The organism is Streptomyces sp. ISL-96 (assembly GCF_018614035.1).
Lineage (GTDB): Bacteria > Actinomycetota > Actinomycetes > Streptomycetales > Streptomycetaceae > Streptomyces.
In genome coordinates, this window is the sequence record NZ_JAGGPA010000002.1 from 39,247 (window position 1) to 62,560 (window position 23,314).

The following is a 23,314-nucleotide window of genomic DNA, read 5'->3' on the forward strand; positions in this document are numbered from 1 at the left end:
CGGTCCGGGCACCGCGCCGGCCGCATGCCGCCGCGCCACCCACTCCAGCCCGCAGGGATTCCCGGATGAAAGTGCGTGCCCTCGCTCCCGCCCTCGCCGCCGCGGTCCTTGCCGCAGGGCTGACGGCCTGTACCAGCGACTCCGACTCGACCGAGGCAGCCGTAAGCCTGAGCCATGTCCACGGGCTCGGAGTCGATCCGTCGGACGGCCGGCTCTACGTCGCCCCCCATGACGGCCTCTTCACCCCCAACGCCAAGGGCGAACCGCAGCTCGTGGGTGACAGCCGGGACGACTTCATGGGATTCACGGTGGCCGGCCCCAAGACCTTCCTGGCCAGCGGACACCCGGCCTCCGACGACGAGCCGCCCCACCGCGGCCTGATCGAGAGCACCGACGCCGGGAAGACATGGAAGACCCGCTCCCTGGAGGGCGAGGCCGACTTCCACGCCCTCGACGCCGTACACACGATCTACGGCTACGACAGCATCAGCGGCAAGCTGCGCGTCAGCAAGGAAGGCGCCACCTGGGACGACCGAGCCGCCCTGAACCTGCTGGACCTCGCCATCAGCCCCGATAACGCGAACACTGTCCTGGCCACCACGGAGGACGGCATCGCCACGAGCACCGACGGCGGCAGGACATTCCGTCCCGGCGCCGAGCCGGTGATGGCCTTCCTCTCCTGGCCCAAGACGGACGCCCTGTACGGAGTCGACCCGAATGGGAGCCTGAACCGCAGCACCGACGGCGGCACCACCTGGAAGCCCGTCGGCGAGGTCCCCGGCGGACGACCGCAGGCCCTCACCGCCATCAGCCCCAACCACATCCTCGTCGCCACACAGGACGGCATCTACGAGACCCGGGACGGCGGCGAAACCTTCACCAAGCGTCTCCCGATATCACGTTGAGACCACTGACGTACCTCTCCGCCCAAGCCGAGCTATGTTGCGCTGCCGGAAGCGGAGAACGTGAACCAGTAAGATCTCCCGAATTCATGGTTCAGAGCGGGCGCCGTTTGCGAATAGGCAAGATGCTCACGGCCATGACGGTGCCGTCGTCGTGGAACGGCCAGGACCGCGTAGAGCATCCACCTCTTGGAGGAGTTGGAGGGAAGCCAGCGAGGAACTCGCGTAGCAGGTACAGGACTTGTGGCCGGCCGTTTACCAAAAGAGAGTTCGAGGCCGTCCGTGCGACGGTCGAGGACGGACAGCCGGTACGGCGGCCAACTTGGCTGTCCGTCAATGCCGGTCACGAGTGGACGAGGAGTCAACTCATTGTCAGCCCGTCCAGGCCAGGTTGAGCACCGGTTCGGACGAAGACTTCCGGCAGTGATCAGGCCGTGCTGTTGTGCTGGGATCAATGGGACGGTTGCGCAATGCCGTCCCGGACGGGGGTCTGACTCATGAGACTTTTGACCGAAGTGTCTTGTCACAGGCTTGTCGACTGCCGTTGCGGGATGGTGCCTGCTGTCACCGAGCCACAGGGCGTGTCCCCATAGGGGCCTTGCCGTCGATCAGGCGCCATCACGGTTCAGACCGCCCGAGCGGGCCGGTGTCATCCACCCAGCTCGTCACCATGCGGGGGGCGGACCACCATGACGACCAGACAGCGCAGCGCCTTCTCCACCAGCACGGATCCTCCCGCTTGGGGCGAGGTCGTCCTGGGTGTGGACACGCACGGCGAGGTTCATGTTGCCGTCGTGGTCTCCCCGCTGGGGGAGGTCCTGGGTACCGAGTCCTTTCCGACCACGGCGGCCGGCTACCGTCGGCTGCTCGTCTGGGCCCGCAAGTTGGGGACGGTGCGCCGGGCCGGTGTGGAGGGCACCGGCACCTTCGGAGCGGGCCTGTCCCGGTACCTGCTGGCGCAGCACGTCGAGGTGTACGAGGTGAACCGGCCCGACCGCACGGCCCGCCGTCTGCGCGGGAAGTCGGACCCGCTCGATGCGCAGGCTGCTGCGCGGGCCGTGCTCAGTGGTCGCGCCCGGGCGCGGGCCAAAACCGGCGACGGTCCGGTGCACAGCGCCCGGATGTTCAAACTCGCCAAGGACTCCGCGGTCAAGGCCCGCACCCAGGCGATCAACCAGCTCAAGGCCGTCCTGGTCATAGCCGACCCGGCCCTGCGGGAACGACTGTCCAGCCTGGGCAACCGCGAGCTGTTCCGCACCTGCGCGCGCCTCAGCCTGCGCGACGGGGACGACGAGGACGCCGTGCCCCAGGCCACCCATATGACCCTGAGCATGCTGGCCCAGCGCATCGAGCAGCACACCGGGCAGATCGATGAGCTGAATCAGCGCCTGACCCGGCTCGTCGAACGCCATGCCCCGCAGCTGCTCATACCGGTGGGCATCGGCCCGGACAGCGCCGTCACTCTTTTGATCACCATGGGAGACAACCCCGAGCGGCTGAACATCGAGGCGTCTTTCGCTGCTATGTGCGGAGTCAGTCCCATCGAGTATTCCTCGGGCCGTCGGAGCTCGCGTCGGCTCAACCATGGCGGCGACCGGCAGGCCAACGCGGCCCTGCACCGCATCGTGTTCACCCGGCTGCGCTTCGATCCCCGCACCCAGGCGTACTACGAACGCCGCGCTCAGGAGGGCAAGACCCGGCGTGAGATCATCCGATGCCTCAAGCGATATACCGCCCGAGATGTCTTCAACCTGGTCAGGCCGGTATCCACCGGCCCCCTGTCATAGGGGCGTTGTGAGATGAGGAGCCCTCGCTGGTGCACTCCGGCGGGGCTCTGCGTGCGGTTGCAAGACGACGCGTGTGCTCCGGCCGATGCGCAGACCCACTGGCGGGCCGTGAACGCACCCCACCTCGTCGCCCTCGTCCGCGCCGGAGCCCGCTTCGAACGCGGCCACCTCGTCGAACGCCCGGAGAGCCACGCAGCCTGAACGACCTCAACTGACCCCCAGGCCGATGAGTTTTCCGGTTGACTGCAGTCTTCCTTGTGACATCCCGCCCGGCGGGCAGGAAGCCGGTGGATCCCGGTGTCATGGAGGAGGAGAGATGGAGGCCAGGATGAACACTCCGATTCGGCTGTACATGTCGATGTCCCTCGACGGCTATATCGCCGGCCCGGACGATCGGTCAGGCCAGGAGCTCGGACGCAACGGTGGGCGGCTCTTCAACTGGCTCGACGATCGGGAATCCGATGGGCCCAACGGACAGGTCTACCGCGAAGCGCTGGCAACCGGCGCAGTGATCTCCGGCCGTCGGACATTCGAACTCGCCGGGCGCTGGCAGGGCGACCATCACGACGGCGTGCCGATCTTCGTCCTCACCCACCACGTGGATGACGGGGACGTGCCACCAGGCCACGCGCGATTCGTCACCGATGTCGCGGACTGCGCCCGTCAGGCTCGCATGGCAGCCGGTGACCGGCCGGTCATGGTCCACGGAGCGGGAGCGGCCCAAGCCCTTCTCCGAGCCGGGCAGATCGACGAGATGGAGATCCATCTGGTCCAGGTCCTTCTCGGCAGCGGCCGACGGCTGTTCGACCATCTCGGTAGTGATCACATTGAACTCGACCTCGTCCGCCGGCTCGACGATCGAGACGTCACGCACCTCCGCTACCGGGTGCACCAACCCGAGAAGACCGCATGAAGACGCTCTTCGTGGCGTACCGCGTTACCGATCTGGACCGCTCGCTCGGTTTCTACACCGCCTTGGGCTACGTCGAGCTGGGCAGGGTCGAACCCGGTGACGGTGCTCGCCTTGCGATCCTGAAGTTCCCCGGCGAACCGGCGGCCTCGCTCGAACTGGTCGACCGCCCCGGCGACGGACGCATCGACGTGGGCAACGGTTTCGACCATCTCGCGATCCAGGTGGAAACACTCGCCACCGCCCTGGAGACACTGGCCGAATCCGGCCTGGAGCCGGAGCCTATCCAGTATCCAGGCGGCCCTCATGGCCCAAAGACGTCGTGGCTCACGGACCCGGACGGCTACCGGATCGAGTTGGTGGAATGGCCGTCCGGACATCCCGACGGCATCACCGCAGCAGACTTCTCCTGAGACAGCCAACGTGAGTGGAGTGACGAAGCACCTGTCGATGCGGCCGCGGCGCAACGCGCAGCGGCAGCTCCACCTCACCCACAGCTCTTGACGATTACTCGCTTTGAGGGGCATTCCGCGTGTCATGGCCAGGGCTCGCAGGACCCGTGTCGGCAGCGAGCCGCGGCCGGGTTGAGGGCTTTGGTGTCTCCTGTGGTGGCGTTGGCCGGTGAGGGCAGTTGTTCCGGCGGGGCCGAGCCAGCCGCCCGGCCGGCTTCAGGCGCCGGATGTTCAGGCCCTGGCCGGTGAGGAGCGCAACATACGCCGTGATCGCCGGTTGGCCAAACCGGCGATGGTGAGGACCATTGAGTGTGTCCGCGTCCGGCTCTGCCTGGAGCTGTGGACAGCGCCGAACACCCCTCGACCGCCACGCATGGTCCTGCTAACTGCTGCCCTGTCGGCTGCGGAGTTCGTCCTTCGCTGAGAGGCGGCGATGTCCGTCCTGTACGGGGCTGGCGAATCATTGAGGAGAGTGAGTAGTCCTGTCTGTTCCGATCAAGAAGCTTCCTCCGAATGCGAAGGGGCAGGTCCGGTACCGGTTTGTGGTCGATGTGGGGGCCGATCCCGTCACGGGGAAGCGTAAGCAGGTGACCCGCACCTTTGGCACGCAGAGGGAGGCGAAGGCCGAGTATGCGCGTATCACGCACCGCCGTTACGAGGGCGTGTCCGTGCCGGCCAGTGGGATCACGGTGGATGAGTGGCTTGATCAGTGGCTCGCGAGGAAGGCGGAGGATCTGGAGGAAACCACCGTCTACAGCTACACCATGACTCTGGGCCGCCTTCGGGGAAGCCTGGGGCGCATCCGGTTGCAGGAACTCACGGAGGATCATGTCGAGGCGTGGATGCGATGGGCTCTTCAGGAGGGCCGGGGCCGGGGTGGCGAGGCGGGCACGGGGCTGGGGGTGACCTCTGTCGAGATGTCGCTGGCGCGGCTGAAGGAGGCCCTTGACCGGGCGGTGTCGCGGCATCTGGTCGAGGTGAACGTGGCCAGGGAGGTGACCATCCCGCGGAAGGCACGCAAGGAGGAGCGCAGGACCAGGGTGGTGGTGGCGCCCTGGGATGTCGCAGAGGTGCTTGCCTTCGTGCGTGCGGTCAGGGATGACCGCTTGGCTGCCCCGTTCCTCCTGTCGCTGATGGGCTTGCGGCCGGCGGAGATCTGCGGGATGCGCTGGGCCGACGTCGATTTGGGCGATGCCACGCTGACGATCGCGAACACCCGGACGGTCGTGGGGAACAAGATCGTGGTCGAGAAGGACGCGAAGTCGCTCGCAGGTAAGCGGCGGCTTCCCCTGCCTCATCTCGTCGCGCAGGCCCTGACCGGTTTCAAGGCCGCACAGGTGGCCGAGAAGGCGGCGTCCGGGGGGAGGTACGAAGCCTGTGGGTACGTTCTCGTGGACGAACTCGGCGTGGCGCTCAACGGGCGGCAGTTGCGGGAGCGGGCGTACAAGGTCATGGACGAGAACGGGCTGCGGCGGGTTCGTCTGTACGATACCCGCGCAAGCTGTCTCACTTACCTGGCGAACAATGGAGTGCCGGATCACCTTCTCGCCCGCTGGGCCGGGCACACGGACGTCCAGACGACGAAGCGCTGGTATGTGAAGCCGAATGTGGAAGATCTTCGGCCGACAGCGGATATGTGGGGAGGTCTGGCGAGTGGCTCTGCCCCCGATCGCGAAGCGAATGTGAGATGTGGGAGCGTGAGTGGGTGAGTGACGAGAACGTTAAGACCCTGCAATACCGCTTTGACGGGCCAGAAGATGCCCCGGTCCTCGTTATAGGCACCTCTCTCGGTGCTACATGGCACATGTGGGACCGGCAGATACCGGACCTGACCCGCCAATGGCGCGTCTTCCGCTTCGACCTGCCGGGCCACGGCGGCGCCCCCGCGCACCCCGCCAGCTCCGTCAACGAACTCGCGGAGCGCCTGCTGGCGACCCTCGACAGCCTCGGCGTACAGCGCTTCGGTTACGCCGGCTGCTCCATCGGCGGCGCGATCGGCGCCGAGCTGGCGCTGCGCCACCCGGAGCGGGTCGCCTCGCTGGGACTGGTGGCGGCGTCGCCCCGGTTCGGCACCGCCGACGAGTTCCGCCAGCGCGGGGTGATCGTACGGACGAACGGCCTGGAGCCGATGGCGGCCTCCGCGCCCGCCCGCTGGTTCACGCACGGTTTCGCCGCCGCGCAGCCCGCGATCGTGGAGTGGGCCGTCCAGATGGTCCGCACCACCGACCCCGGCTGCTACATCGCCGCCTGCGAGGCGCTGGCCGCCTTCGACATCCGCGTCGACCTGCGCCGCATCGGCGTCCCGACCCTCGTCCTGGTCGGCTCCGAGGACCAGGTCACCGGCCCCGCCGAGGCCCGCACCCTGGTCGCGGGCATCCCCGACGCCCGGCTGGCGCTGGTTCCCGGGGCCTCCCACCTCGCCCCCGTCGAGCAGCCCGCCGCCGTCACGGATCTGCTCGTGCACCACTTCTCCACCGCGTGGCAGGCCACCCCCGCCTCGACCACGGGCATGCAGGCCATCCAGGCGCCGCCCGTGATGCCGGCGATCTCCGCGCCCATCACCCCCGTGGCCGAGATCGGCACGGCCGAGCAGCCCGTCGCCGTACCCGAAGAGGGCGGCCGCCCCGACCCGTACGAGGCCGGGCTCAAGGTACGCCGTGAGGTCCTGGGCGACGCCCATGTGGACCGCGCCCTCGGCGACGCGGACGACTTCACCGGTGACTTCCAGGAGCTGATCACCCGCTACGCGTGGGGCGAGGTGTGGACGCGGGGCGGACTCGACCGCCGTACACGCAGTTGCGTCACCCTGACCGCGCTGGTCGCGGGCGGTCACCTGGACGAGCTCGCGTTCCACACGCGGGCCGCTCTGCGCAACGGTCTGACGCCCGCCGAGATCAAGGAAGTGCTGATCCAGACGGCCGTCTACTGCGGCGTCCCCGCGGCGAACTCGGCCTTCAAGGTGGCACAGGCGGTCATCCAGGAGGAGACGACACCGCAGGCGTAGCGGGACGGCGGGAAGGAGGATGTCCGTATGAAACTGACCAAGAAGTCCCATGCCTGCATCCGGCTGGAGAAGGACGGGCAGACCCTCGTCATCGATCCGGGCGACTTCAGTGAAGAGGACGCGGCGGTCGGCGCCGACGTCATCCTGGTGACGCACGAGCACCCCGACCACTTTGCCGAGGACCGGCTGCGGGCCGGCCTGGAAGCGAACCCGGGCGCCGAGATCTGGACCCTGCGCAGCGTCGCGGACCAGCTCTCGGCGGCTTTCCCCGGCCGCGTGCACACCGTCGGCCACGGCGACACCTTCTCCGCCGCCGGCTTCGACGTGCAGGTCCACGGCGAGCTGCACGCCGTCATCCACCCGGACATCCCGCGGATCACCAACGTCGGGTATCTGGTGGACGGTTCGGTGTTCCATCCCGGCGACGCGCTCACCGTGCCCGAGCAGCCGGTCGAGACGCTGATGCTCCCGGTGATGGCGCCGTGGTCGAAGATCTCCGAGGTGATCGAGTACGTACGCGAGGTGAAGCCGCGGCGCGCCATCGACATCCACGACGCGCTGCTCACCGACCTCGCCCGGCCCATCTACGACCGCCAGATCGGCGGGCTGGGCGGCGCGGACCACAGCCGGCTGACGCCGGGGGACTCCACCGAACTCTGAGTGTCAGACCTCGCGGATAAGCTGTCGTACATGCGTATCGCCACCTGGAACGTCAACTCGATCACCGCCCGGCTGCCCCGGCTGCTGGCCTGGCTGGAGAGCACCGGCACCGATGTGCTGTGCCTGCAGGAGGCCAAGACGACCACCGAGGACTTCCCGGCCGCGCAGCTGCGCGACCTCGGCTACGAATGCGCGGTCAACGCCACGGGCCGGTGGAACGGCGTGGCCGTGATCTCCAAGGTGGGCCTGGAGGACGTCGTCGTGGGCCTGCCCGGCGGGCCGGACTACGAGGGCGTGCAGGAGCCGCGGGCGATCTCCGCGACCTGCGGCCCGGTCCGCGTCTGGTCGGTGTACGTGCCGAACGGCCGCGAGGTCGGCCACGACCACTACGGGTACAAGCTGCGCTGGCTGGAGGCGCTTCGCGAGGCCGTGGCCGAGGACGCCGCGAGGGAGCGGCCCTTCGCCGTCCTCGGCGACTTCAACATCGCCCCGACCGACGAGGACGTCTGGGACCCCGCGCTCTTCGTGGACTCCACCCACGTCACCCCGGCCGAGCGGGCGGCGCTCGCCGCGCTGCGCGACACCGGGCTCTCGGACGTGGTGCCGCGCCCGCTCAAGTACGACCGTCCTTATACCTACTGGGATTACCGGCTGCTGGGTTTCCCGAAGAACAAGGGCATGCGCATCGACCTGGTCTACGGCAACGCCCCCTTCGCGGGAGCGGTCAAGGACAGCTATGTCGACCGTGAGGAGCGCAAGGGCAAGGGCGCGTCGGACCACGCACCGGTCGTCGTCGATCTCGACGTCTGACGGTGAGCGGATGTGGGCGGACGCGGGCGCGTACGGGTCTCCGCGCGCCTGTGGTGAACATGGCGGGACGAATGCGAGGGTGAGCGATATGAAGAACATCCCTTTCCTCGACAACTGGCTCAAGCGCCGCGACCTGGCGCGTGGTACGGCGGTGTTGGGACCCGGAGCCGACGCCGGCGTCGGCGTCGGCGGAGACAGTGAGACGGAAGGCCTGGCGGAACTGCTCGCCGAGTGCGAGCTGTTGCGCGTCCGGGCAGGGGATGCCGGCCTCGAACTCGACGACTCCCCGGCTTCGTTGGATGCCCTCGACCAGCTGACCCCGCGCTGGCGCGACGACCCCGAGGAACTGCCCTGGCTGGGCAATGACGCGGGCCTCTACCTCGGCTCCGTGATCGTACGTACGGTCCCCGGGGCGGCCTGGCACCTGTGGCCGAGCGGACAGCCGGTGGTCCGGCTGTCCTCCGGCCGCGAGATCAACGTGGTCGAGTTCGGTCTGGACTGGGCCGTCAACGGCGCGCCCGAGCTCTCCCAGGTGTACGCCGAGGTCTCGGAGCTCTGAGCTCTGACCGCCCGAACTCTTTAGTGCGCCTTATGCCCCATTTGAGCGTGTCGTGTGTGAAGTCCTTTATTGGGATGGATAGTTTGCGCTGACCTCGACACAGCTGAGAGTGGGTAGGGCTGCGTATGGCCGTCGATCCGTTGATCGAGCTGCGTGACGTCAACAAGCACTACGGGAAGTTGCACGTCCTTCACAACATCAGCCTCACCGTCGGCCCCGCGGAGGTGGCGGTGGTCATCGGCCCTTCAGACTCGGGCAAGTCGACGCTCTGCCGGGCGGTGAACCGGCTGGAGCCGGTCGAGTCGGGCACCCTTCGATCTCTTGCCGGCCGGCTGGCTGCTGTATCTGCTGTGCAACGGCACGGTGCTCGCCGAGGTGTTCCGTACGGGGGTCAACTCCGTGGAAAGGGGTCAGCGGGAGGCGGCGTACTCACTCGGTACATGAGGAGTTCCTCCATGCCGGAAAACTCATCGCGTCCAATCTCGACTACGATTTGCCGTTCATCCCTGTAGTGATGGTGATCTCGCCTATCTGCATCGGGATGTGCATGCTGCTCTCCTGGTTCGCCCAGTGGGTGGCCAAGCGGGAGAAGCGCAGTCCCAGGACCGAGGCCGTGGATGTGGGTCCGGCCGACGTGGGCCGGCTGCTGCCGGGCGTGCGTTAGTGCGTCAGTAGAACGAGGGCACGTGCCTGCCCGGCAGCAGCCGGAGATCACTTGTCGCGCAGTGGGACCGACACGTATGACGGGTCGGACTCGGGCGACGAGAAGGTCAGCTGCGCGCCGGACGGGTTGTGTTCGATGTAGAGCGGGTCGACGGTGTCGACCACCAGGGCCAGCCGGTGGCCTGCCGGGACGTCGTAGGCGGTGGAGAACAGCTCCAGGTCTACGGGGAACGGCCGGCCGGGTGTCTTGCCGTGGAAGGTGTACGGCGCGTTGCTGACCAGCTTGCCGAGGCCGAGCGGGCCCACGTCGTAGAGGTATGCGACGAGGGTGCCGCTCTCCTTGGTGCTGGAGACGGTCGTGTGGATCTTGGCGGTGCCGCGCACGCGCTGCGTCTCTTCGTACCGCTCCGACTGCCAGACCGAGGCGTACGAACGGGGCAGCAGCGGTATGGACGCCACCGGCGGCAGCTTCAGGAACTGGTCGAGGGCGTTGGACAGCAGGACGACCCCGCCGTTGGCACCCGAGTCGACGTTCGCGTGGATGGTTTTGTCGCCGCCCATGGCGATCTTCCGCTGGTTCGCGCCGACCGACTTCCAGTCGGGGTAGCCCTCGTACGCGCCGGTGGAGCGGGATTTGAGCTGGACCGGCTGCTCGCCGTCGATGCCGTTCGCGGCGCCGTTGAGGTGGTGGTCGAACCAGCGCTGGGCGTTCGTCCAGACGTCGCTGGGCAGCCCGAGGAGGCCGGTGGCCTCGGCGGTGGCGTGGTCGCCGGGGCGGAATTCCAGGCGCTTGGGCCCGGTGAGCTTTTCGTAGAAGTCGGCGTACTGGTTGGGCGGGAAGATGGTGTCGCCCCACGCGTTGCCCAGCATGATCGCCGAGCCGTTCTTGTTGATCTGATCGAGGTAGGTGGCGGGGGAGCGCTTCTTCCCCCACTCGATCATTTCCTGCTCCTTGGCCAAGTTGGAGCCGAGGAAGTCCTTCATCGTCTGCTGGAGTTCGGGGCTCGGGCGGCCGGTGAGGTAACCGGCGCCGCTGAGCAGCGCTGCCGCCTGCTGGTGCTGCGTACGACCGCTGTAGATGGAGTCGATGAGGTCGGCCCAGCCGCTCAGTGCGACAACTGCCTTGATGCGCTTGTCGTGTCCGGCGGCGAGGAGGCTGATTCCGGCGCCGTACGAGACGCCCGCCATGCCGACCTTCGCCGGGTCGGCCGGGGTGTTGGCGAGCGCCCAGTCGATGACCTTGGAGGCGTCGGCGATGTCCGGCGGGCCGGCGACCTCGATGTTGCCGCCGGACTGCCAGAAGCCGCGGGAGTTGTAACTCACCACGACATAGCCGGAGTCGGCGAGCTTCTTGGCCTGGGCGACGTACTCGATCTGCGGCACGGCCCAGCTGGTCGGCAGCACGATCACCGGGTACGTGCGGCTGCCGTCGGCGCCGGCCGGGGTGAAGACGTTGGCTTTGAGTACGGTCCCGCCGTCGCCGGCGATGTCGACGAACCGGACGCCGGGGAGAGCGTCGGCCGCGGTCGTGGGCTGTTGGGCGGGGGCAGTGGTGGCCTGGGCTGTGGGAGCCACGCCAGCGGCGGTCCCGGCGAGCAGTACGGCGGCGGTGGCGGCGCCGGCCGTAGTGCCGCGCAGGGACATGTGGGGGTGTCTCACGGGTCACTCCTCACTCGTGTCAGTGCAAAGTGACCCGACGGTAACCTGCGTCACTTACCGTTGGTAACTCCCCGGTAAGTTACGTCGGGGTAACAATTGTGTGGGGCCTGAAGGGTGGCGAGGCCGAAGGCCAGTCCTCCGGCGATGAACCAGGGGTTCCAGAGGGCCGGCGTCCAGGCTCGCTGCTCCCCGCTCACCGAGGTGGCCAGGTGCCTTGTGCCGGTCAGCAGCAGCACCTCGATACCGATGCCCCGGACCAGTAGGAGGGCACTGACGCCCCACCCCAGCCACCGTGCCGGCGCCGCGCATGGAGATCCACCTCTTGGAGCAGACCCGTCACGGGACCCCGTCGGACACGCCCCTAAGCGTCAGCCCGTGTCAGCCCAGGGCGCTCTTCGTCTGCCAGTCGGCCCAGGAGAGGTTCCACTCGCCGTAGCCGTTGTTGGGCGCGACCGTGCCCTTGGCGTCGTCGCCGGTCATCTCGAACGGGTCGCCGACCTGGACCTGGCGGTAGATCCACTCGGCGTCCTCGTCGCTCATGCCGACGCAGCCGGAGCTCTTGTTGGCCTTGCCGAGGTACGCCTTGTTCCAGGGCGCGGCGTGCGCGTACATCCCGGACCAGGTCAGCCGCATCGAGGAGTCGACCATCTTGTCGTAGGCGTCACCGAGGCCCACGGTCTCGGAGCGCATGTTGATCGTGCCCTCCTTGGACATCAGGACGGCCGTACCGCGCCACGACGCCTTGTCGCCGCCGGGCGTGCCGGCCGACATCGGCACGTCCTTGACCAGCTTCCCGTCACGCATCAGCTTCAGGCGGTGCTTGTCGAGGTCGACCTTGACGATCTGCTGCTCGCCGATGGTGAAGGTCGTGGCGTAGTCGCGTACGAACCAGCCACCGTCGGCGCCCGAGTCGACCCCGTCGAGGTCCGCCTTCAGGGAGACCTTCGTGCCCGGCTTCCAGTACTCCTTGGGGCGCCAGTCCACGCGTTCCTTGCCGGAGTAGTCCCGCATCCAGCCCCAGGAGCCCTCGGTGCCGTTCGAGGTCGACACCTTGAGGCGCTCCTCGACAGCGGCCTTGTTCTTGACGGGGTGGTCGAAGGAAACCGACAGGGGCTGGCCGATGCCGACCGTGGCCCTGTGGCCCGGGGTCAGGTTGAGCTTGTTGACCTTGTCGCGGGCTGCCGGGGCGGCGGTGGCCTTCGGGCTGCCGTCGGTCTCGTCCTCGGGGTGATCCCCGCGGAGGTTCGCCGAGGTCCCGGGGTTCTTTTCGGACAGAGCGGCCGCGTCCGCCTTGTCGGCCCCGTCGGCGGAACAGGCGGTGAGCGCGACGGTGAGCATCGCGGTGCCGGCCAGCAGGGTGCGGCGGCGGTTACGGGTGCGGGGGTGGTGGCGGGGGTGGCTGTGCGTGCGGCTTGAGCGGCTCAACGAGAAAACCTCCGGTGCGATGTCTGTCGTCCCGAAGATCCGATTGAACAGGGAGTGGTTGCATGAATGGCAGTAAATTCGCCCAAATCCGCTGTGACAAATACCCCAGAAGGGGAGGATAGGTGGCCTTGACGGCCGCGTACGCGGTCTTGTCGGGACCCGGTGCCTGAGTCAACGTGAGGACCGACACAGCCGTACGCTCCCGATCGGAGACGCCGTGGCCCCCTTGGTACTCCCGCGCACGCTGCTCGGTGACGGACCCCACCGGGTCATCGCCGTGCACGGCTGGCTCGCCGACCGCAGCGCCTACGCCGCCGTCCTGCCGGATCTCGACACCCGCTCCTTCAGCTACGCCGTCGTCGATCTGCGCGGCTACGGCGAGGCCAAGGACGCACCGGGGCGGTATACGACGGCCGAGGGCGCGGCGGACGTGCTCGCGCTCGCCGACCGGCTCGGCTGGGACTCCTTCTCGCTCGTCGGGCACTCGATGGGCGGCTCGGTCGTCCAGCGCGTCCTGGCCGCCGCGCCGCAGCGGGTGCGGCGCCTGGTCGGCGTATCGCCCGTGCCCGCGACCGGGCTGCCGATGCCGCCCGAGCAGTGGGAGCTCTTCGCCGGAGCGGCCGACCGTCCCGCGAACCGCCGCGTCATCATCGACTCCACGACCGGCGGGAACCGCCCGGCCGCCTGGCTCGACCGCATGGTGCGCCAGTCGGTCGAGCAGAGCGCCCCCAAGGCCTTCGGCGCCTGGTTCGAATCCTGGGCCGGTGACGACTTCCACGCCGAGGTCAAGGGCTGCGACGTACCCGCCCTCGCGGTGACCGGGGCCCTGGACCCGGCGCTGAGCGCCGAGCTGATGCGCCGGACCTGGCTGGACTGGTTCCCCCGCGCCGCGCTCACCGAACTGCCGGGCGCCGGTCATTACGCGATGGACGAGACGCCGCTCCAGCTGATCCGTACGGTCGAGGACTTCCTGCGCGCATGAGCGGCGACGTGCCTGATGTGTTCGACCCCCGGCTGTACGGCGCCGGGCTGCCGCACGAGGCCTTCCGGGTGCTGCGCGACCGGCACCCGGTGGCCCGGCAGGAGGAGTACGAGGTGCTGGGCTGGCCGGCCGGACCCGGCTTCTGGGCGGTGACGCGCCACCGCGACGTCGTCGGCGTACTCAAGGACTCGCGGACCTACTCCTCCGCGCTGGGCGCCACCCAGATCCGCGATCCCGACCCGGCCGACCTGCCCTTCATCCGCCGCATGATGCTCAACCAGGACTTACCTGGACACGGCCGGCTGCGGCGGCTCGTCAGCCGGGCCTTCACCCCCGGGCGCACCGACCGCTTCGAGGGGTCCGCGCGGGCGAGGGCCAGGGCGCTGCTGGGCGCGGCCAGGGACGACGCCGGGCCCGTCTTCGACCTCGTCACGGCCGTCACCGACGACTACGCCCTGCTCAACCTCGCCGACCTGCTGGGCGTACCGGAGAGCGACCGCGGCCTGCTGCTCAAGTGGACCGAGCGGGTCATCGCCTACCAGGACCCCGACGAGCCGCCCGTCCTGGGGTCCGACGGGAAGCCGGTCAATCCGCGCTCGCCGGCCATGCTCCAGGAGATGTTCGCGTACGCGCAGGAGCTCGCGGCGTACAAGCGAGGCCGTCCCGGCGACGACATCATGACCTCGCTCGCGCACTCGGAACTGCTGGACGCCGAGCTGGAGATGTTCTTCTTCCTGCTGACGGTGGCGGGCAACGACACGGTACGCAGCGCCGCCCCCGGCGGCTTCCTGGCGCTCGCCGAGCACCCGGATCAGCAGCGCGGACTGCGCGCCGGTGACGTGCCGATGTCCACGGCCGTCGAGGAGCTGCTGCGCTGGCACCCACCCGTCCTGACGTTCCGCCGCACCGCGGCCAGGGACACGGAACTCGCCGGTCAGCAGGTGCGTACGGGCGACAAGGTCGTCGTATTCCACGCCTCGGCCAACTACGACGAGCGGGTCTTCGACACTCCGCACCGCCTCGACCTGGCCCGGTCACCCAACCCGCACGTCTCCTTCGGCGACGGCCCGCACATCTGCCTCGGCGCGCACTTCGCCCGGCTCCAGCTGCGGGTCCTGCACGAGGAGGCGCTGCGGCTGCCCGCCCTGGAGCTCGCGGGCCCGCCGCGCCGCCTCGTCTCCAACTTCATCAACGGCGTCAAGGCTCTGCCCGTGCGGTTCGTGAACTGACCGGGAAGCCGCCCCGCTCCCCGGCTATCCGACCGCGCGGTGGGAGGGGCGGGGGGCGGCCGGGACCGGGGTCTGGGCGGCGCGGGTCACGTCGGCGATCACTTCCACCACGTCCGGGCCGTACGCGTCCGAGTTGACGACCTTCAGCAGGAGGCAGAAGGATCCGTTGCCGTGTTTGCGGGCCAGCTTCTCGTGGTTGCGGGCGAGATAGCGGGTCGCGGCCTGGTTGGTGATGGCGCGCTGCCCGCAGAAGAGGAACACCGGTCTGCCTTCCTGACCGGCTGTCAGGCGCGCCAGCATGACGTATTCGGCGACACCGGGCTCTATGCGGTAGCGCTCGCTGCCTATCTGGAAGCCGCCCCGGTCGGGTCCCGGCTCGACGTCGGTGTTGACCCGGACGCCCGGGAGCAGGCTGTGCAGGTGGGCGGCCATGCGACGGTTCGACGCCGGGCCGCCGACGCAGAACTCCGTGCGCTCGCCGAAGCCCTGCCGCGCGCCGTCGTGGGAGAGGATCCGCGCGTGGGCCCCGCAGTCCTTGATGACGGCGGCGAGTTCGAGGAGCGCGAAGACGTCGAACCGGTGCACACCGTCGCCGCCCACTTCGCGGTTCACCACCAGCAGCGCCTCGGAGTTCGTGGGCAGCCCGAGGAACGCCTGCTTGCGGCGCAGCTTGCGCCGCCACAGGTACGTACGGGTGAGCCAGCCGAGTGAAGCGCTGAGTCCGGCCGCGATCACGCCGAGCACGATGTTGCGTACGTCGTCAGTCATGGGGCGGCATGCTAGCGCCACGGCGCACCGGTGTTCGACGGGGTCCTGACGGGCATGGTGTCGTGAAGTTACGCTGCGCGGACACGTGTTGACTGGAGGTACGCATGCGCCGCTCCACCGTACGAGTGCTGTCGCTTTGGGCCGCTGCGGCGGTGGTGGTCTCGGTGAGTGCCACCGCCCCGTCCGCCGTTCCCGCGACGGCACCATCCCCACCACCCGTCAAAACACCGGTCGCCGCCGGATACGGGGGAGCGGTCGCGAGCGTCGACGCCGACGCCTCGGCCGCCGGGATCGAGGTCCTGAGGCGGGGAGGCAACGCGGTCGACGCGGCGGTCGCGACGGCGGCCGCACTCGGGGTGACCGAGCCCTACTCGGCGGGCATCGGCGGTGGCGGCTACTTCGTCTACTACGACGCCAAGTCCCGCACCGTGCGCACGGTCGACGGCCGTGAGACCGCGCCGCTGAGCGCCGACAAGTCCCTCTTCCTGGAGGACGGCAAGCCCATCCCGTTCGCCGAGGCGATGACGAGCGGGCTCGGTGTCGGTACGCCCGGCACACCGGCCACCTGGGACAGAGTGCTCGGCGCGTGGGGCACCAAGCCGGTGCGGGCGCTGCTGGAGCCGGCGGAGAAGCTCGCGCGCGACGGATTTACGGTCGACTCGACGTTCCGCTCGCAGACGGCGGCGAACGAGGCGCGGTTCCGGGACTTCCCCGACACGGCGAAGCTGTTCCTGCCGGGCGGGAAGCTGCCGGTGGTGGGGTCGAGGATCAAGAACCCCGATCTGGCGCGTACGTACGACAAGCTGGGCCGCGCGGGGGTGGGGGAGCTCTACCGGGGCGGCATCGCCCGTGACATCGTCCGTACGGTCCGCAAGCCTCCGGTCGACCCCGGGGCGACCAGGGTGGTGCGGGCCGGAGATCTGACGGCGAAGGACCTGCGGAAGTACGGCGTGCTGGACCAGGCGCCGACGAAGGTCTCGTACCAGGGGCTCGACGTGTACGGCATGGCGCCGTCGTCTTCGGGCGGTACGACGGTGGGGGAGGCGCTCAACATCCTTGAGCGCACCGATCTTTCGCCCGATGCGGCCTCGGATGCGCAGTACCTGCACCGCTTGATCGAGGCGAGCCGGATCGCGTTCGCGGACCGTGGGCGGTGGGTCGGTGACCCGGCCTTCGAGGACGTACCGGTGAAGGGCCTGCTGTCGCAGCGGTTCGCGGACTCGCGCGAGTGCCTCATCCGGGACGACGCGGTGCTGAAGAGCCCGCTGGCGCCGGGCGACCCGCGAAAGCCGGGCGGTGGTGGTGGTGATGGGTGCGGCGCCGGGGGGACGGCTGCTCCGACGACGTACGAGGGCGAGAACACGACGCACCTGACGGCCGCCGACAAGTGGGGCAACGTCGTCGCGTACACGCTGACCATCGAGTCGACGGGCGGCAGCGGCATCACGGTGCCGGGGCGGGGTTTCCTGCTCAACAACGAGCTGACGGACTTCTCCTTCGCCCCCGCCAGCCCGGCGGTCCACGACCCGAACCTGCCGGGGCCCGGCAAGCGTCCGCGCTCGTCCATGTCCCCGACGATCGTCCTGGAGGACGGGCGGCCGCTGCTCGCGCTCGGTTCGCCGGGCGGCGCGACCATCATCACGACGGTGCTCCAGACCCTGACGGGGCACCTGGACCGGGGGCTGCCGCTGGTCGACGCGATCGCGGCGCCGCGGGCGAGTCAGCGGAACGCGGCGACGACGGAGCTCGAACCGGGTCTGTGGAACAGCCCGGTGCGGGCCGAACTCGAAGCCATTGGCCATGCCTTCCGGCGGAACGCGGAGATCGGTGCGGCGACGGGTGTGCAGCGGCTGCCGGACGGGCGGTGGCTCGCGGCGGCGGAGAGGGAGCGGCGGGGCGGCGGCTCGGCGATGGTGGTGACCCCGGCCGGCGGCACGAGGTAACCCCTGCGGAGGGAAAGTCCCGAGCCCCCGGGTCTGGGACAGCGCCCCAGTTTCGGGAAGGGGCGGGTAGGGGAAAGCGCCGCAGGCACCGCACCCGCACCGCACCCCCACCCGCACCGCCCAGCGCTCCCACCTCACAGCCGTGTCAGCACCCGCGGCCCCGTGTCCGTGATCGCCACCGTGTGCTCCGCGTGCGCGGCCCGGCTGCCGTCGGACGTGCGCAGCGTCCATCCGTCCGGGGCCGGGTAGAACCCGTCCCGCCCCCCACCGATCAGCATCGGCTCAATCGCCAGCACCATCCCGTGCCGCAGCACGAGCCCGCGCCCCGCCCGCCCCTCGTTCGGCACCTCCGGGCCCTCGTGCATCGTGCGGCCCACGCCGTGGCCGCCGAAGCCCTGCGGGATGCCGTACCCCGCCGACCGGCAGACGCGGCCGATCGCGTGGGCGATGTCGCCGATGCGGTTGCCGGGGACGGCGGCCGCGATGCCCGCGTCCAGCGCCGCGCGGGCGGTATCGGCCAGGCGTACGTCCTCGGGGCGGGCCGTGCCGACGCTGAAGGTGACGGCCGAGTCGCCGACCCAGCCGTCGAGCGTCGCGCCGCAGTCGATGCTGACGAGGTCGCCGTCGCGCAGGCGGTAACCGGTCGGGATGCCGTGCACGATCGCGTCGTTGACGGAGGTGCAGATGACGGCGGGGAAGGGAACGGGCGCCCAGTCCGGGTGGTAGTCCAGGAAGGGCGAGGACGCCCCGGCGTCCCGCAGGACCGCTCGCGCCGCCTCGTCCAGCTCCCGCAGACTGACGCCGACGCCGGCCGCCTCCTGGACAGCGGTCAGCGCCTGGGCGACCACCCGTCCCGCCTCGCGCATCGCGTCCACTGACACATCCGTCTTGATCTCAACCATGCCAATTACTATACCGGTCCGAGCGGTATTAGAATGACGGCATGGTACGTACCCCCCTCACCCCCGAAGAGCGCGAACGCGGCGAACGGCTCGGCCAGTTGCTTCGCCAGGCGCGCGGCGACCGCACCATGGTGGACGTCGCGGCCCACGCCGGCCTCTCCGCCGAAACCCTCCGCAAAATCGAGACGGGCCGCGCCCCGACCCCCGCCTTCTTCACCGTGGCGGCACTGGCGGGCGTACTGGGCCTGTCCATGGACGAGGTGGCAGCACGCTGCGCCCTGGTGCCCGCGTGACCCGCACGCCCCGGCGCGCCGCCCGTCGGGCTCGGCTTCGTGGCGACTGCGGGCGGCCAGTCCGGTCAGTCCGGAGCCGCCGGCTGGTCGTAGTCTCGGAGGCATGACTTCCGACCAGGATTCGCTCGCCGTGCTCGGCCGTAGCCCGTACGTCAGCCTGACCACCTTCCGCAAGAACGGCACGGGGGTCGCCACACCGGTGTGGGCTGCCTCCGACGGCACCGAACTGTACGTATGGACCAAGGCCGATTCCTGGAAGGTCAAGCGCCTGCGCAACGACAAGCGCGTCGTCGTGACGGCGTGCGACGTGCGCGGACGCGTCACGGACGGCGCGCCGTCCGCCGAGGGCACCGCGCGGCTGCTGGACACGGACGGCCTGCGCAAGGCGCGCCGGCTCCTCGCGCGCAAGTACACCTGGCAGTTCTGGTTCACCGACGTGCCCGCCACGATCGTCCGGCTCGGCAAGCGGCCGCACGTGGGTATCGCCATCACTCTCTGATCGCAACGTATGAGCAGTCTGCCACTTCGACGAAAGCTCCCCGTAGCCGTGCCGTAACACAACTGCGGTCGAATGCCTGCGGACCGGATGGTTCCACGGCGTCGGTGACAGCTGGGCAGAGGCGGGGCGGCTATGGCGGTGAGTCAACTCCCGGAGGAGGCCGAGGCGTTCGCGCGTTACCTGCGCGAACTGACGGCGCTCGTCGACACGGGCACCGGCTGGTGCGGCGTCTTCTGGCAGCGTGACCCCGACGGCATGCGGGCCTGCCTCGAAGGCACCGAACTCCCGCCCTGGGACGTACTGGAGGCCCTGCTCCAGGACCTGGCCGCCGGGCACGGCGCGCCCGCCGCGGAGCGTGAGACCGTACGCGCGCGGGCCCTGCACGAGGCCGCGGCCGCCGCGCGCGACCGACGGGAGGGCGGGCGCGAGTCGCTGGTGGAGCGGCTGGAGGCGATGCGGCGCGAGGAGGCGTACGCCGCCGAACGCGAGCGGGAGCTGACGGCGCGGCTGCGGGCGGCCTCGGCGGGCGGCTCCGACTGGCAGGGGCTCGACGTCGAGCTGGCCTGGGCGCGAGACGACCACGATCGGGCCACGGCCCGCTGCGCGGAGCTGAGCGCGCGCCTGTCTGCCCTGGACGCGCTGCCCCGGCCGTCGCAGGGGCGCCCCCCGGCCCCGGACTCGTGGTTCCGCGCGGAGCCGCCGGCAAATTCAGCCCGTCCGGCGTTTGAGGACACGCCCGGAGGGCGTCCGCGCGGACGGGAGCCCAAGCGCCGCCCCCGTGGGGCCCGTTACGCCGGGCTCGACGACGACGGCAGTGGTGTGTTCGGCGCAGCCGCCATGCCCGCGCCTCCCGTTCAGGCCGCCGCCCCCCGCGGCGCCCGGTACGCCGGGGTGGAGCAGGAGGCGGCGCCTCGGCCCGCCGCAGCGGATTCCGCCGCCGTCGCCCAGGACATCCGCGCCGTCACCGACACCGTCGCCGTGCTCGTCCAGCTGCGTGCCCAGGGGCGTACCGGCGAGGCGCACGTGCTGCTCTGCGAGGCCGCCGGGTGGCCCGCCGCGCGGCTGCCCGTGCTCGCCCGGGCCCTGCACAGCGCCGGGCTCGGCGCCGACTGGCCCACCCTCCTCTGGGAGGCGGCCTCACTGCCGCCCGACCGGGTCGCCGCCGTCGCCGCGGCGCTCGACCGCGCGGGGCTGGGCGAGGACGGCCGGCAGCTCCTGAGGCAGGGCGTCGCGCGCCCCGCCCCCGAGATCGCGGCCGCGCTGCTCGCCCTGGACGACGAGAGCGGCCACGACCACGAAGTGCGGGCGCTGGTCGACGCGTTCGTACGCGTACGTACGCCCGAGGACGTCGCCCAGGTCGCGCGCACCGACCCGCGCCGCCTGTCCGCCCTGCTGCTCGACGCCGCGCGGCAGGTGTCGCAGAGCCGGTACCGGGACGTGGTCCACGCCCTGCGCGTGGCCGGCGCCGCGCCGTAACGGCGGCAGGGGCGCGTGAACATCGCGACGCCCCCGTGTCACCCCCTCGGGTGTGAAACGTGATCGACTCTGCGGGTTGACGACGATGGTCTTGCCCCACTCCCCGCCGGGGCTTACGTTCATCCCTCTACGTCCCGAATCTACGGGCGTAGAAGGTCTCTGACGTCCCGTTGAAGGAGACAAGTCATGGCCAACGTCGTACGCGCCGCACTCGTCCAGGCGACCTGGACAGGCGACACCGAATCCATGATCGCCAAGCATGAGGAGCACGCCCGCGAGGCGGCCCGCCAAGGCGCGAAGATCATAGGGTTCCAGGAGGTCTTCAACGCCCCGTACTTCTGCCAGGTGCAGGACGCCGAGCACTACCGGTGGGCCGAGTCCGTCCCCGACGGGCCGACCGTCCGCCGTATGCGGGACCTCGCCCGCGAGACCGGCATGGTCATCGTCGTCCCCGTCTTCGAGCGCGAGCAGTCCGGCTTCTACTACAACACCGCCGCAGTGATCGACGCCGACGGCAGCTACCTGGGCAAGTACCGCAAGCACCACATCCCCCAGGTCAAGGGCTTCTGGGAGAAGTTCTACTTCAAGCCGGGAAACCTGGGCTGGCCCGTCTTCGACACGGCCGTGGGGAAGGTCGGCGTCTACATCTGTTACGACCGGCACTTCCCCGAAGGGTGGCGCCAACTCGGCCTCAACGGCGCCCAGATCGTGTACAACCCGTCCGCCACCCACCGCGGCCTGTCCGCCCACCTCTGGCAGCTGGAGCAGCCCGCGGCCGCCGTCGCCAACGAGTACTACGTCGCCGCCATCAACCGGGTCGGGCAGGAGGAGTACGGCGACAACGACTTCTACGGCACCAGCTACTTCGTCGACCCGCGCGGCAAGTTCGTCGGCGAGACGGCGAGCGACAAGGAAGAGGAACTCGTCGTCCGGGACCTGGACTTCGACGTCATCGAGGAAGTGCGTCAGCAGTGGGCGTTCTACCGGGACCGCCGCCCCGACGCGTACGAAGGACTGGTGAACCCGTGACCCACCACGTGAACAACCTGCTCGGCCGCCACCAGTCCGTCATGCCCGACTGGCTCTCCCTCTACTACCGGCAGCCGATCGAGATCACCCACGGCGAGGGCCGGTACGTATACGACGCCGACGGCAAGCGCTACCTCGACTTCTTCGGCGGCATCCTCACCACCATGACCGCCCACGCCCTCCCCGAGGTCGCCAAGGCCGTCAGCGAGCAGGCCGGCCGCCTGATCCACTCCTCGACGCTCTACCTCAACCGCCCCATGGTCGAGCTCGCCGAGCGCGTCGCCACCCTCTCCGGCATCCCCGAGGCGCGGGTCTTCTTCACCACCTCCGGCACCGAGGCCAACGACACGGCTCTGCTCCTCGCCACGACGTACCGCCGCTCCAACCAGATCCTCGCGATGCGCAACAGCTACCACGGCCGGTCCTTCTCCGCCGTGTCCATCACCGGCAACCGCAACTGGTCCCCGACCAGCCTGTCGCCCCTCCAGACGCTGTACGTCCACGGGGGCGTCCGCAGCCGCGGCCCCTACGCGCACCTGTCCGACGCCCAGTTCATCGAGGCGTGCGTCGCCGACCTCGAAGACCTCCTCGGCCAGACGGGCGGTCAGGTCGCCGCGCTCATCGCCGAACCCGTGCAGGGAGTGGGCGGGTTCACTTCCCCGCCCGACGGGCTGTACGCCGCGTTCCGCGAAGTCCTCGACCGGCACGGCATCCTGTGGATCACCGACGAGGTACAGACCGGATGGGGGCGTACGGGCGAGCACTTCTGGGGCTGGCAGGCCCACGCCCAGAACGGCCCGCCGGACATCCTCACCTTCGCCAAGGGCATCGGCAACGGGATGTCCATCGGCGGCGTCGTCGCCCGCGCCGAGGTCATGAACTGCCTCGACGCCAACTCCATCTCGACGTTCGGCGGCAGCCCCATCACGATGGCGGCAGGCCTGGCCAACCTGAACTACCTCCTGGATCACCACCTCCAGGACAACGCCCGCCGCGTCGGCGGCCTGCTCCTGGAACGGCTGCGCGCCATCACCGCCGGTGTGCCGTGTGTACGCGAAGTCCGGGGCCGGGGCCTGATGGCGGGCATCGAGCTGGTCAAGCCCGGCACCGACGAGGCCGCACCTCAGACGGCGGCGGCCGTACTCGAAGCCGCGCGCGAGGGCGGCCTGCTGATCGGCAAGGGCGGCGGCCACAACACCGCCGTGCTGCGCATCGCACCGCCCCTGACGCTGAACGTCACGGAGGCGGAGGAGGGAGCGCGCATCCTCGAGAAGGCGCTGAGGAACGCGCAGTGAGCCGCGGAGCCGCCTCCCGCAGGGGGCGGCTCCGAGCCCGTCACGGAAATGACCTCTCGGAAGCTCT

21 protein-coding genes and 3 pseudogenes are annotated in these 23,314 nt (G+C 69.8%); 19 read left to right on the forward strand and 5 right to left on the reverse strand.

The genetic code is table 11. From position 1 onward, the window contains the following. The first annotated feature begins 65 nt into the window (after positions 1 to 65). The 11 genes and pseudogenes from J7E96_RS01455 to J7E96_RS01505 all read left to right on the forward strand — a co-directional run. Positions 66 to 905, forward strand: coding sequence for a F510_1955 family glycosylhydrolase (locus J7E96_RS01455; protein ID WP_215126564.1), 840 nt, complete (start codon positions 66 to 68; stop codon positions 903 to 905). Between the two features lie 686 nt (positions 906 to 1,591). Then, positions 1,592 to 2,689, forward strand: coding sequence for an IS110 family transposase (locus J7E96_RS01460; RefSeq protein ID WP_251069255.1), 1,098 nt, complete (start codon positions 1,592 to 1,594; stop codon positions 2,687 to 2,689). 328 nt (positions 2,690 to 3,017) lie between these two features. Continuing rightward, on the forward strand, positions 3,018 to 3,602 hold the full coding sequence (locus J7E96_RS01465; protein ID WP_214980642.1) for a dihydrofolate reductase family protein: 585 nt from the start codon (positions 3,018 to 3,020) through the stop codon (positions 3,600 to 3,602). After that, on the forward strand, positions 3,599 to 4,012 hold the full coding sequence (locus J7E96_RS01470) for a VOC family protein (protein ID WP_214980643.1): 414 nt from the start codon (positions 3,599 to 3,601) through the stop codon (positions 4,010 to 4,012). The genes J7E96_RS01465 and J7E96_RS01470 overlap by 4 nt, the downstream gene beginning before the upstream one ends. Before the next feature lie 581 nt (positions 4,013 to 4,593). Next, positions 4,594 to 5,760, forward strand: coding sequence for a site-specific integrase (locus J7E96_RS01475; protein WP_215126566.1), 1,167 nt, complete (start codon positions 4,594 to 4,596; stop codon positions 5,758 to 5,760). Then, positions 5,739 to 7,055 carry a 4-carboxymuconolactone decarboxylase gene (gene pcaC, locus J7E96_RS01480; protein ID WP_215126568.1) on the forward strand — a complete coding sequence of 439 codons (1,317 nt, stop codon included), beginning with the start codon at positions 5,739 to 5,741 and terminating at the stop codon, positions 7,053 to 7,055. Before J7E96_RS01475 ends, pcaC begins: the two co-directional genes overlap by 22 nt. Positions 7,056 to 7,082: 27 nt before the next feature. After that, entirely contained in the window at positions 7,083 to 7,715 is a 633-nt protein-coding gene (locus J7E96_RS01485) for an MBL fold metallo-hydrolase (RefSeq protein ID WP_215126570.1), read from the forward strand. A gap of 30 nt (positions 7,716 to 7,745) precedes the next feature. Continuing rightward, positions 7,746 to 8,525 (forward strand): exodeoxyribonuclease III, encoded by a 780-nt coding sequence (locus J7E96_RS01490; protein ID WP_215126571.1) that lies wholly within the window; start codon positions 7,746 to 7,748, stop codon positions 8,523 to 8,525. 88 nt (positions 8,526 to 8,613) lie between these two features. Further along, on the forward strand, positions 8,614 to 9,084 hold the full coding sequence (locus J7E96_RS01495; protein ID WP_215126573.1) for a DUF6278 family protein: 471 nt from the start codon (positions 8,614 to 8,616) through the stop codon (positions 9,082 to 9,084). A 125-nt stretch (positions 9,085 to 9,209) separates the two neighbouring features. After that, positions 9,210 to 9,419, forward strand: a pseudogene (locus J7E96_RS01500) (ATP-binding cassette domain-containing protein); the annotation flags it as partial. Beyond that, positions 9,394 to 9,748 (forward strand): annotated as a pseudogene (locus tag J7E96_RS01505) (amino acid ABC transporter permease); the annotation flags it as partial. The pseudogenes J7E96_RS01500 and J7E96_RS01505, both read left to right, overlap by 26 nt. Before the next feature lie 47 nt (positions 9,749 to 9,795). Here J7E96_RS01505 and J7E96_RS01510 read toward each other — a convergent pair. The 3 genes and pseudogenes from J7E96_RS01510 to J7E96_RS01520 all read right to left on the reverse strand — a co-directional run bounded on the left by J7E96_RS01510 (position 9,796) and on the right by J7E96_RS01520 (position 12,744). Further along, positions 9,796 to 11,391 carry an alpha/beta fold hydrolase gene (locus J7E96_RS01510; RefSeq protein ID WP_215126789.1) on the reverse strand — a complete coding sequence of 532 codons (1,596 nt, stop codon included), beginning with the start codon at positions 11,389 to 11,391 and terminating at the stop codon, positions 9,796 to 9,798. Positions 11,392 to 11,456: 65 nt separating this feature from the next. Beyond that, a pseudogene (locus tag J7E96_RS38665) lies at positions 11,457 to 11,705 on the reverse strand (DUF3995 domain-containing protein); the annotation flags it as partial. Positions 11,706 to 11,784: 79 nt separating this feature from the next. After that, positions 11,785 to 12,744 carry an Ig-like domain-containing protein gene (locus J7E96_RS01520; protein WP_215126793.1) on the reverse strand — a complete coding sequence of 320 codons (960 nt, stop codon included), beginning with the start codon at positions 12,742 to 12,744 and terminating at the stop codon, positions 11,785 to 11,787. Positions 12,745 to 13,048: 304 nt separating this feature from the next. On the opposite strand from J7E96_RS01520, the gene J7E96_RS01525 reads away from it, so the two are divergent. Together J7E96_RS01525 and J7E96_RS01530 are read left to right on the forward strand one after the other, a co-directional pair. Then, positions 13,049 to 13,813 (forward strand): alpha/beta fold hydrolase, encoded by a 765-nt coding sequence (locus J7E96_RS01525; RefSeq protein ID WP_215126575.1) that lies wholly within the window; start codon positions 13,049 to 13,051, stop codon positions 13,811 to 13,813. Then, on the forward strand, positions 13,810 to 15,042 hold the full coding sequence (locus J7E96_RS01530) for a cytochrome P450 (protein WP_215126577.1): 1,233 nt from the start codon (positions 13,810 to 13,812) through the stop codon (positions 15,040 to 15,042). Before J7E96_RS01525 ends, J7E96_RS01530 begins: the two co-directional genes overlap by 4 nt. Positions 15,043 to 15,066: 24 nt before the next feature. Here the strand turns inward: J7E96_RS01530 and J7E96_RS01535 are convergent, their stop codons facing one another. Beyond that, positions 15,067 to 15,810 carry a hypothetical protein gene (locus tag J7E96_RS01535; protein ID WP_215126578.1) on the reverse strand — a complete coding sequence of 248 codons (744 nt, stop codon included), beginning with the start codon at positions 15,808 to 15,810 and terminating at the stop codon, positions 15,067 to 15,069. A gap of 104 nt (positions 15,811 to 15,914) precedes the next feature. Between J7E96_RS01535 and ggt the strand changes: the two genes are divergently transcribed. Continuing rightward, positions 15,915 to 17,753, forward strand: coding sequence for a gamma-glutamyltransferase (gene ggt / locus J7E96_RS01540; RefSeq protein WP_215126580.1), 1,839 nt, complete (start codon positions 15,915 to 15,917; stop codon positions 17,751 to 17,753). A gap of 134 nt (positions 17,754 to 17,887) precedes the next feature. On the opposite strand, the gene map is transcribed toward ggt, so the two are convergent. Next, positions 17,888 to 18,655 carry a type I methionyl aminopeptidase gene (gene map, locus J7E96_RS01545; RefSeq protein ID WP_215126582.1) on the reverse strand — a complete coding sequence of 256 codons (768 nt, stop codon included), beginning with the start codon at positions 18,653 to 18,655 and terminating at the stop codon, positions 17,888 to 17,890. A 41-nt stretch (positions 18,656 to 18,696) separates the two neighbouring features. Between map and J7E96_RS01550 the strand changes: the two genes are divergently transcribed. The 5 genes from J7E96_RS01550 (at position 18,697) to J7E96_RS01570 (ending at position 23,247) form a co-directional block, all read left to right on the forward strand. After that, entirely contained in the window at positions 18,697 to 18,948 is a 252-nt protein-coding gene (locus J7E96_RS01550; protein ID WP_215126584.1) for a helix-turn-helix domain-containing protein, read from the forward strand. Positions 18,949 to 19,051: 103 nt separating this feature from the next. Further along, positions 19,052 to 19,447: a PPOX class F420-dependent oxidoreductase gene (locus J7E96_RS01555; RefSeq protein WP_215126586.1), complete on the forward strand. Its 396-nt coding sequence runs from the start codon at positions 19,052 to 19,054 to the stop codon at positions 19,445 to 19,447. 132 nt (positions 19,448 to 19,579) lie between these two features. Continuing rightward, positions 19,580 to 20,923: a hypothetical protein gene (locus J7E96_RS01560; RefSeq protein ID WP_215126588.1), complete on the forward strand. Its 1,344-nt coding sequence runs from the start codon at positions 19,580 to 19,582 to the stop codon at positions 20,921 to 20,923. Positions 20,924 to 21,109: 186 nt separating this feature from the next. Then, entirely contained in the window at positions 21,110 to 21,952 is an 843-nt protein-coding gene (locus J7E96_RS01565; RefSeq protein ID WP_215126590.1) for a nitrilase-related carbon-nitrogen hydrolase, read from the forward strand. 41 nt (positions 21,953 to 21,993) lie between these two features. Continuing rightward, on the forward strand, positions 21,994 to 23,247 hold the full coding sequence (locus tag J7E96_RS01570; protein ID WP_251069270.1) for an aspartate aminotransferase family protein: 1,254 nt from the start codon (positions 21,994 to 21,996) through the stop codon (positions 23,245 to 23,247). Positions 23,248 to 23,314: the final 67 nt, after the last annotated feature.

Coding starts and splice junctions, on each gene's coding strand:
- map (WP_215126582.1), bottom strand. CDS start 18,655: ATGGTTGAGATCAAGACGGATGTGTCAGTGGACGCGATGCGCGAGGCG.
- J7E96_RS01460 (WP_251069255.1), top strand. CDS start 1,592: ATGACGACCAGACAGCGCAGCGCCTTCTCCACCAGCACGGATCCTCCC.
- pcaC (WP_215126568.1), top strand. CDS start 5,739: ATGTGGGAGCGTGAGTGGGTGAGTGACGAGAACGTTAAGACCCTGCAA.
- J7E96_RS01465 (WP_214980642.1), top strand. CDS start 3,018: ATGAACACTCCGATTCGGCTGTACATGTCGATGTCCCTCGACGGCTAT.
- J7E96_RS01455 (WP_215126564.1), top strand. CDS start 66: ATGAAAGTGCGTGCCCTCGCTCCCGCCCTCGCCGCCGCGGTCCTTGCC.
- J7E96_RS01535 (WP_215126578.1), bottom strand. CDS start 15,810: ATGACTGACGACGTACGCAACATCGTGCTCGGCGTGATCGCGGCCGGA.
- J7E96_RS01470 (WP_214980643.1), top strand. CDS start 3,599: ATGAAGACGCTCTTCGTGGCGTACCGCGTTACCGATCTGGACCGCTCG.
- J7E96_RS01530 (WP_215126577.1), top strand. CDS start 13,810: ATGAGCGGCGACGTGCCTGATGTGTTCGACCCCCGGCTGTACGGCGCC.
- J7E96_RS01560 (WP_215126588.1), top strand. CDS start 19,580: ATGGCGGTGAGTCAACTCCCGGAGGAGGCCGAGGCGTTCGCGCGTTAC.
- J7E96_RS01550 (WP_215126584.1), top strand. CDS start 18,697: ATGGTACGTACCCCCCTCACCCCCGAAGAGCGCGAACGCGGCGAACGG.
- J7E96_RS01510 (WP_215126789.1), bottom strand. CDS start 11,391: ATGTCCCTGCGCGGCACTACGGCCGGCGCCGCCACCGCCGCCGTACTG.
- J7E96_RS01520 (WP_215126793.1), bottom strand. CDS start 12,744: ATGCTCACCGTCGCGCTCACCGCCTGTTCCGCCGACGGGGCCGACAAG.
- J7E96_RS01565 (WP_215126590.1), top strand. CDS start 21,110: ATGGCCAACGTCGTACGCGCCGCACTCGTCCAGGCGACCTGGACAGGC.
- J7E96_RS01495 (WP_215126573.1), top strand. CDS start 8,614: ATGAAGAACATCCCTTTCCTCGACAACTGGCTCAAGCGCCGCGACCTG.
- J7E96_RS01485 (WP_215126570.1), top strand. CDS start 7,083: ATGAAACTGACCAAGAAGTCCCATGCCTGCATCCGGCTGGAGAAGGAC.
- ggt (WP_215126580.1), top strand. CDS start 15,915: ATGCGCCGCTCCACCGTACGAGTGCTGTCGCTTTGGGCCGCTGCGGCG.
- J7E96_RS01570 (WP_251069270.1), top strand. CDS start 21,994: ATGCCCGACTGGCTCTCCCTCTACTACCGGCAGCCGATCGAGATCACC.
- J7E96_RS01555 (WP_215126586.1), top strand. CDS start 19,052: ATGACTTCCGACCAGGATTCGCTCGCCGTGCTCGGCCGTAGCCCGTAC.
- J7E96_RS01490 (WP_215126571.1), top strand. CDS start 7,746: ATGCGTATCGCCACCTGGAACGTCAACTCGATCACCGCCCGGCTGCCC.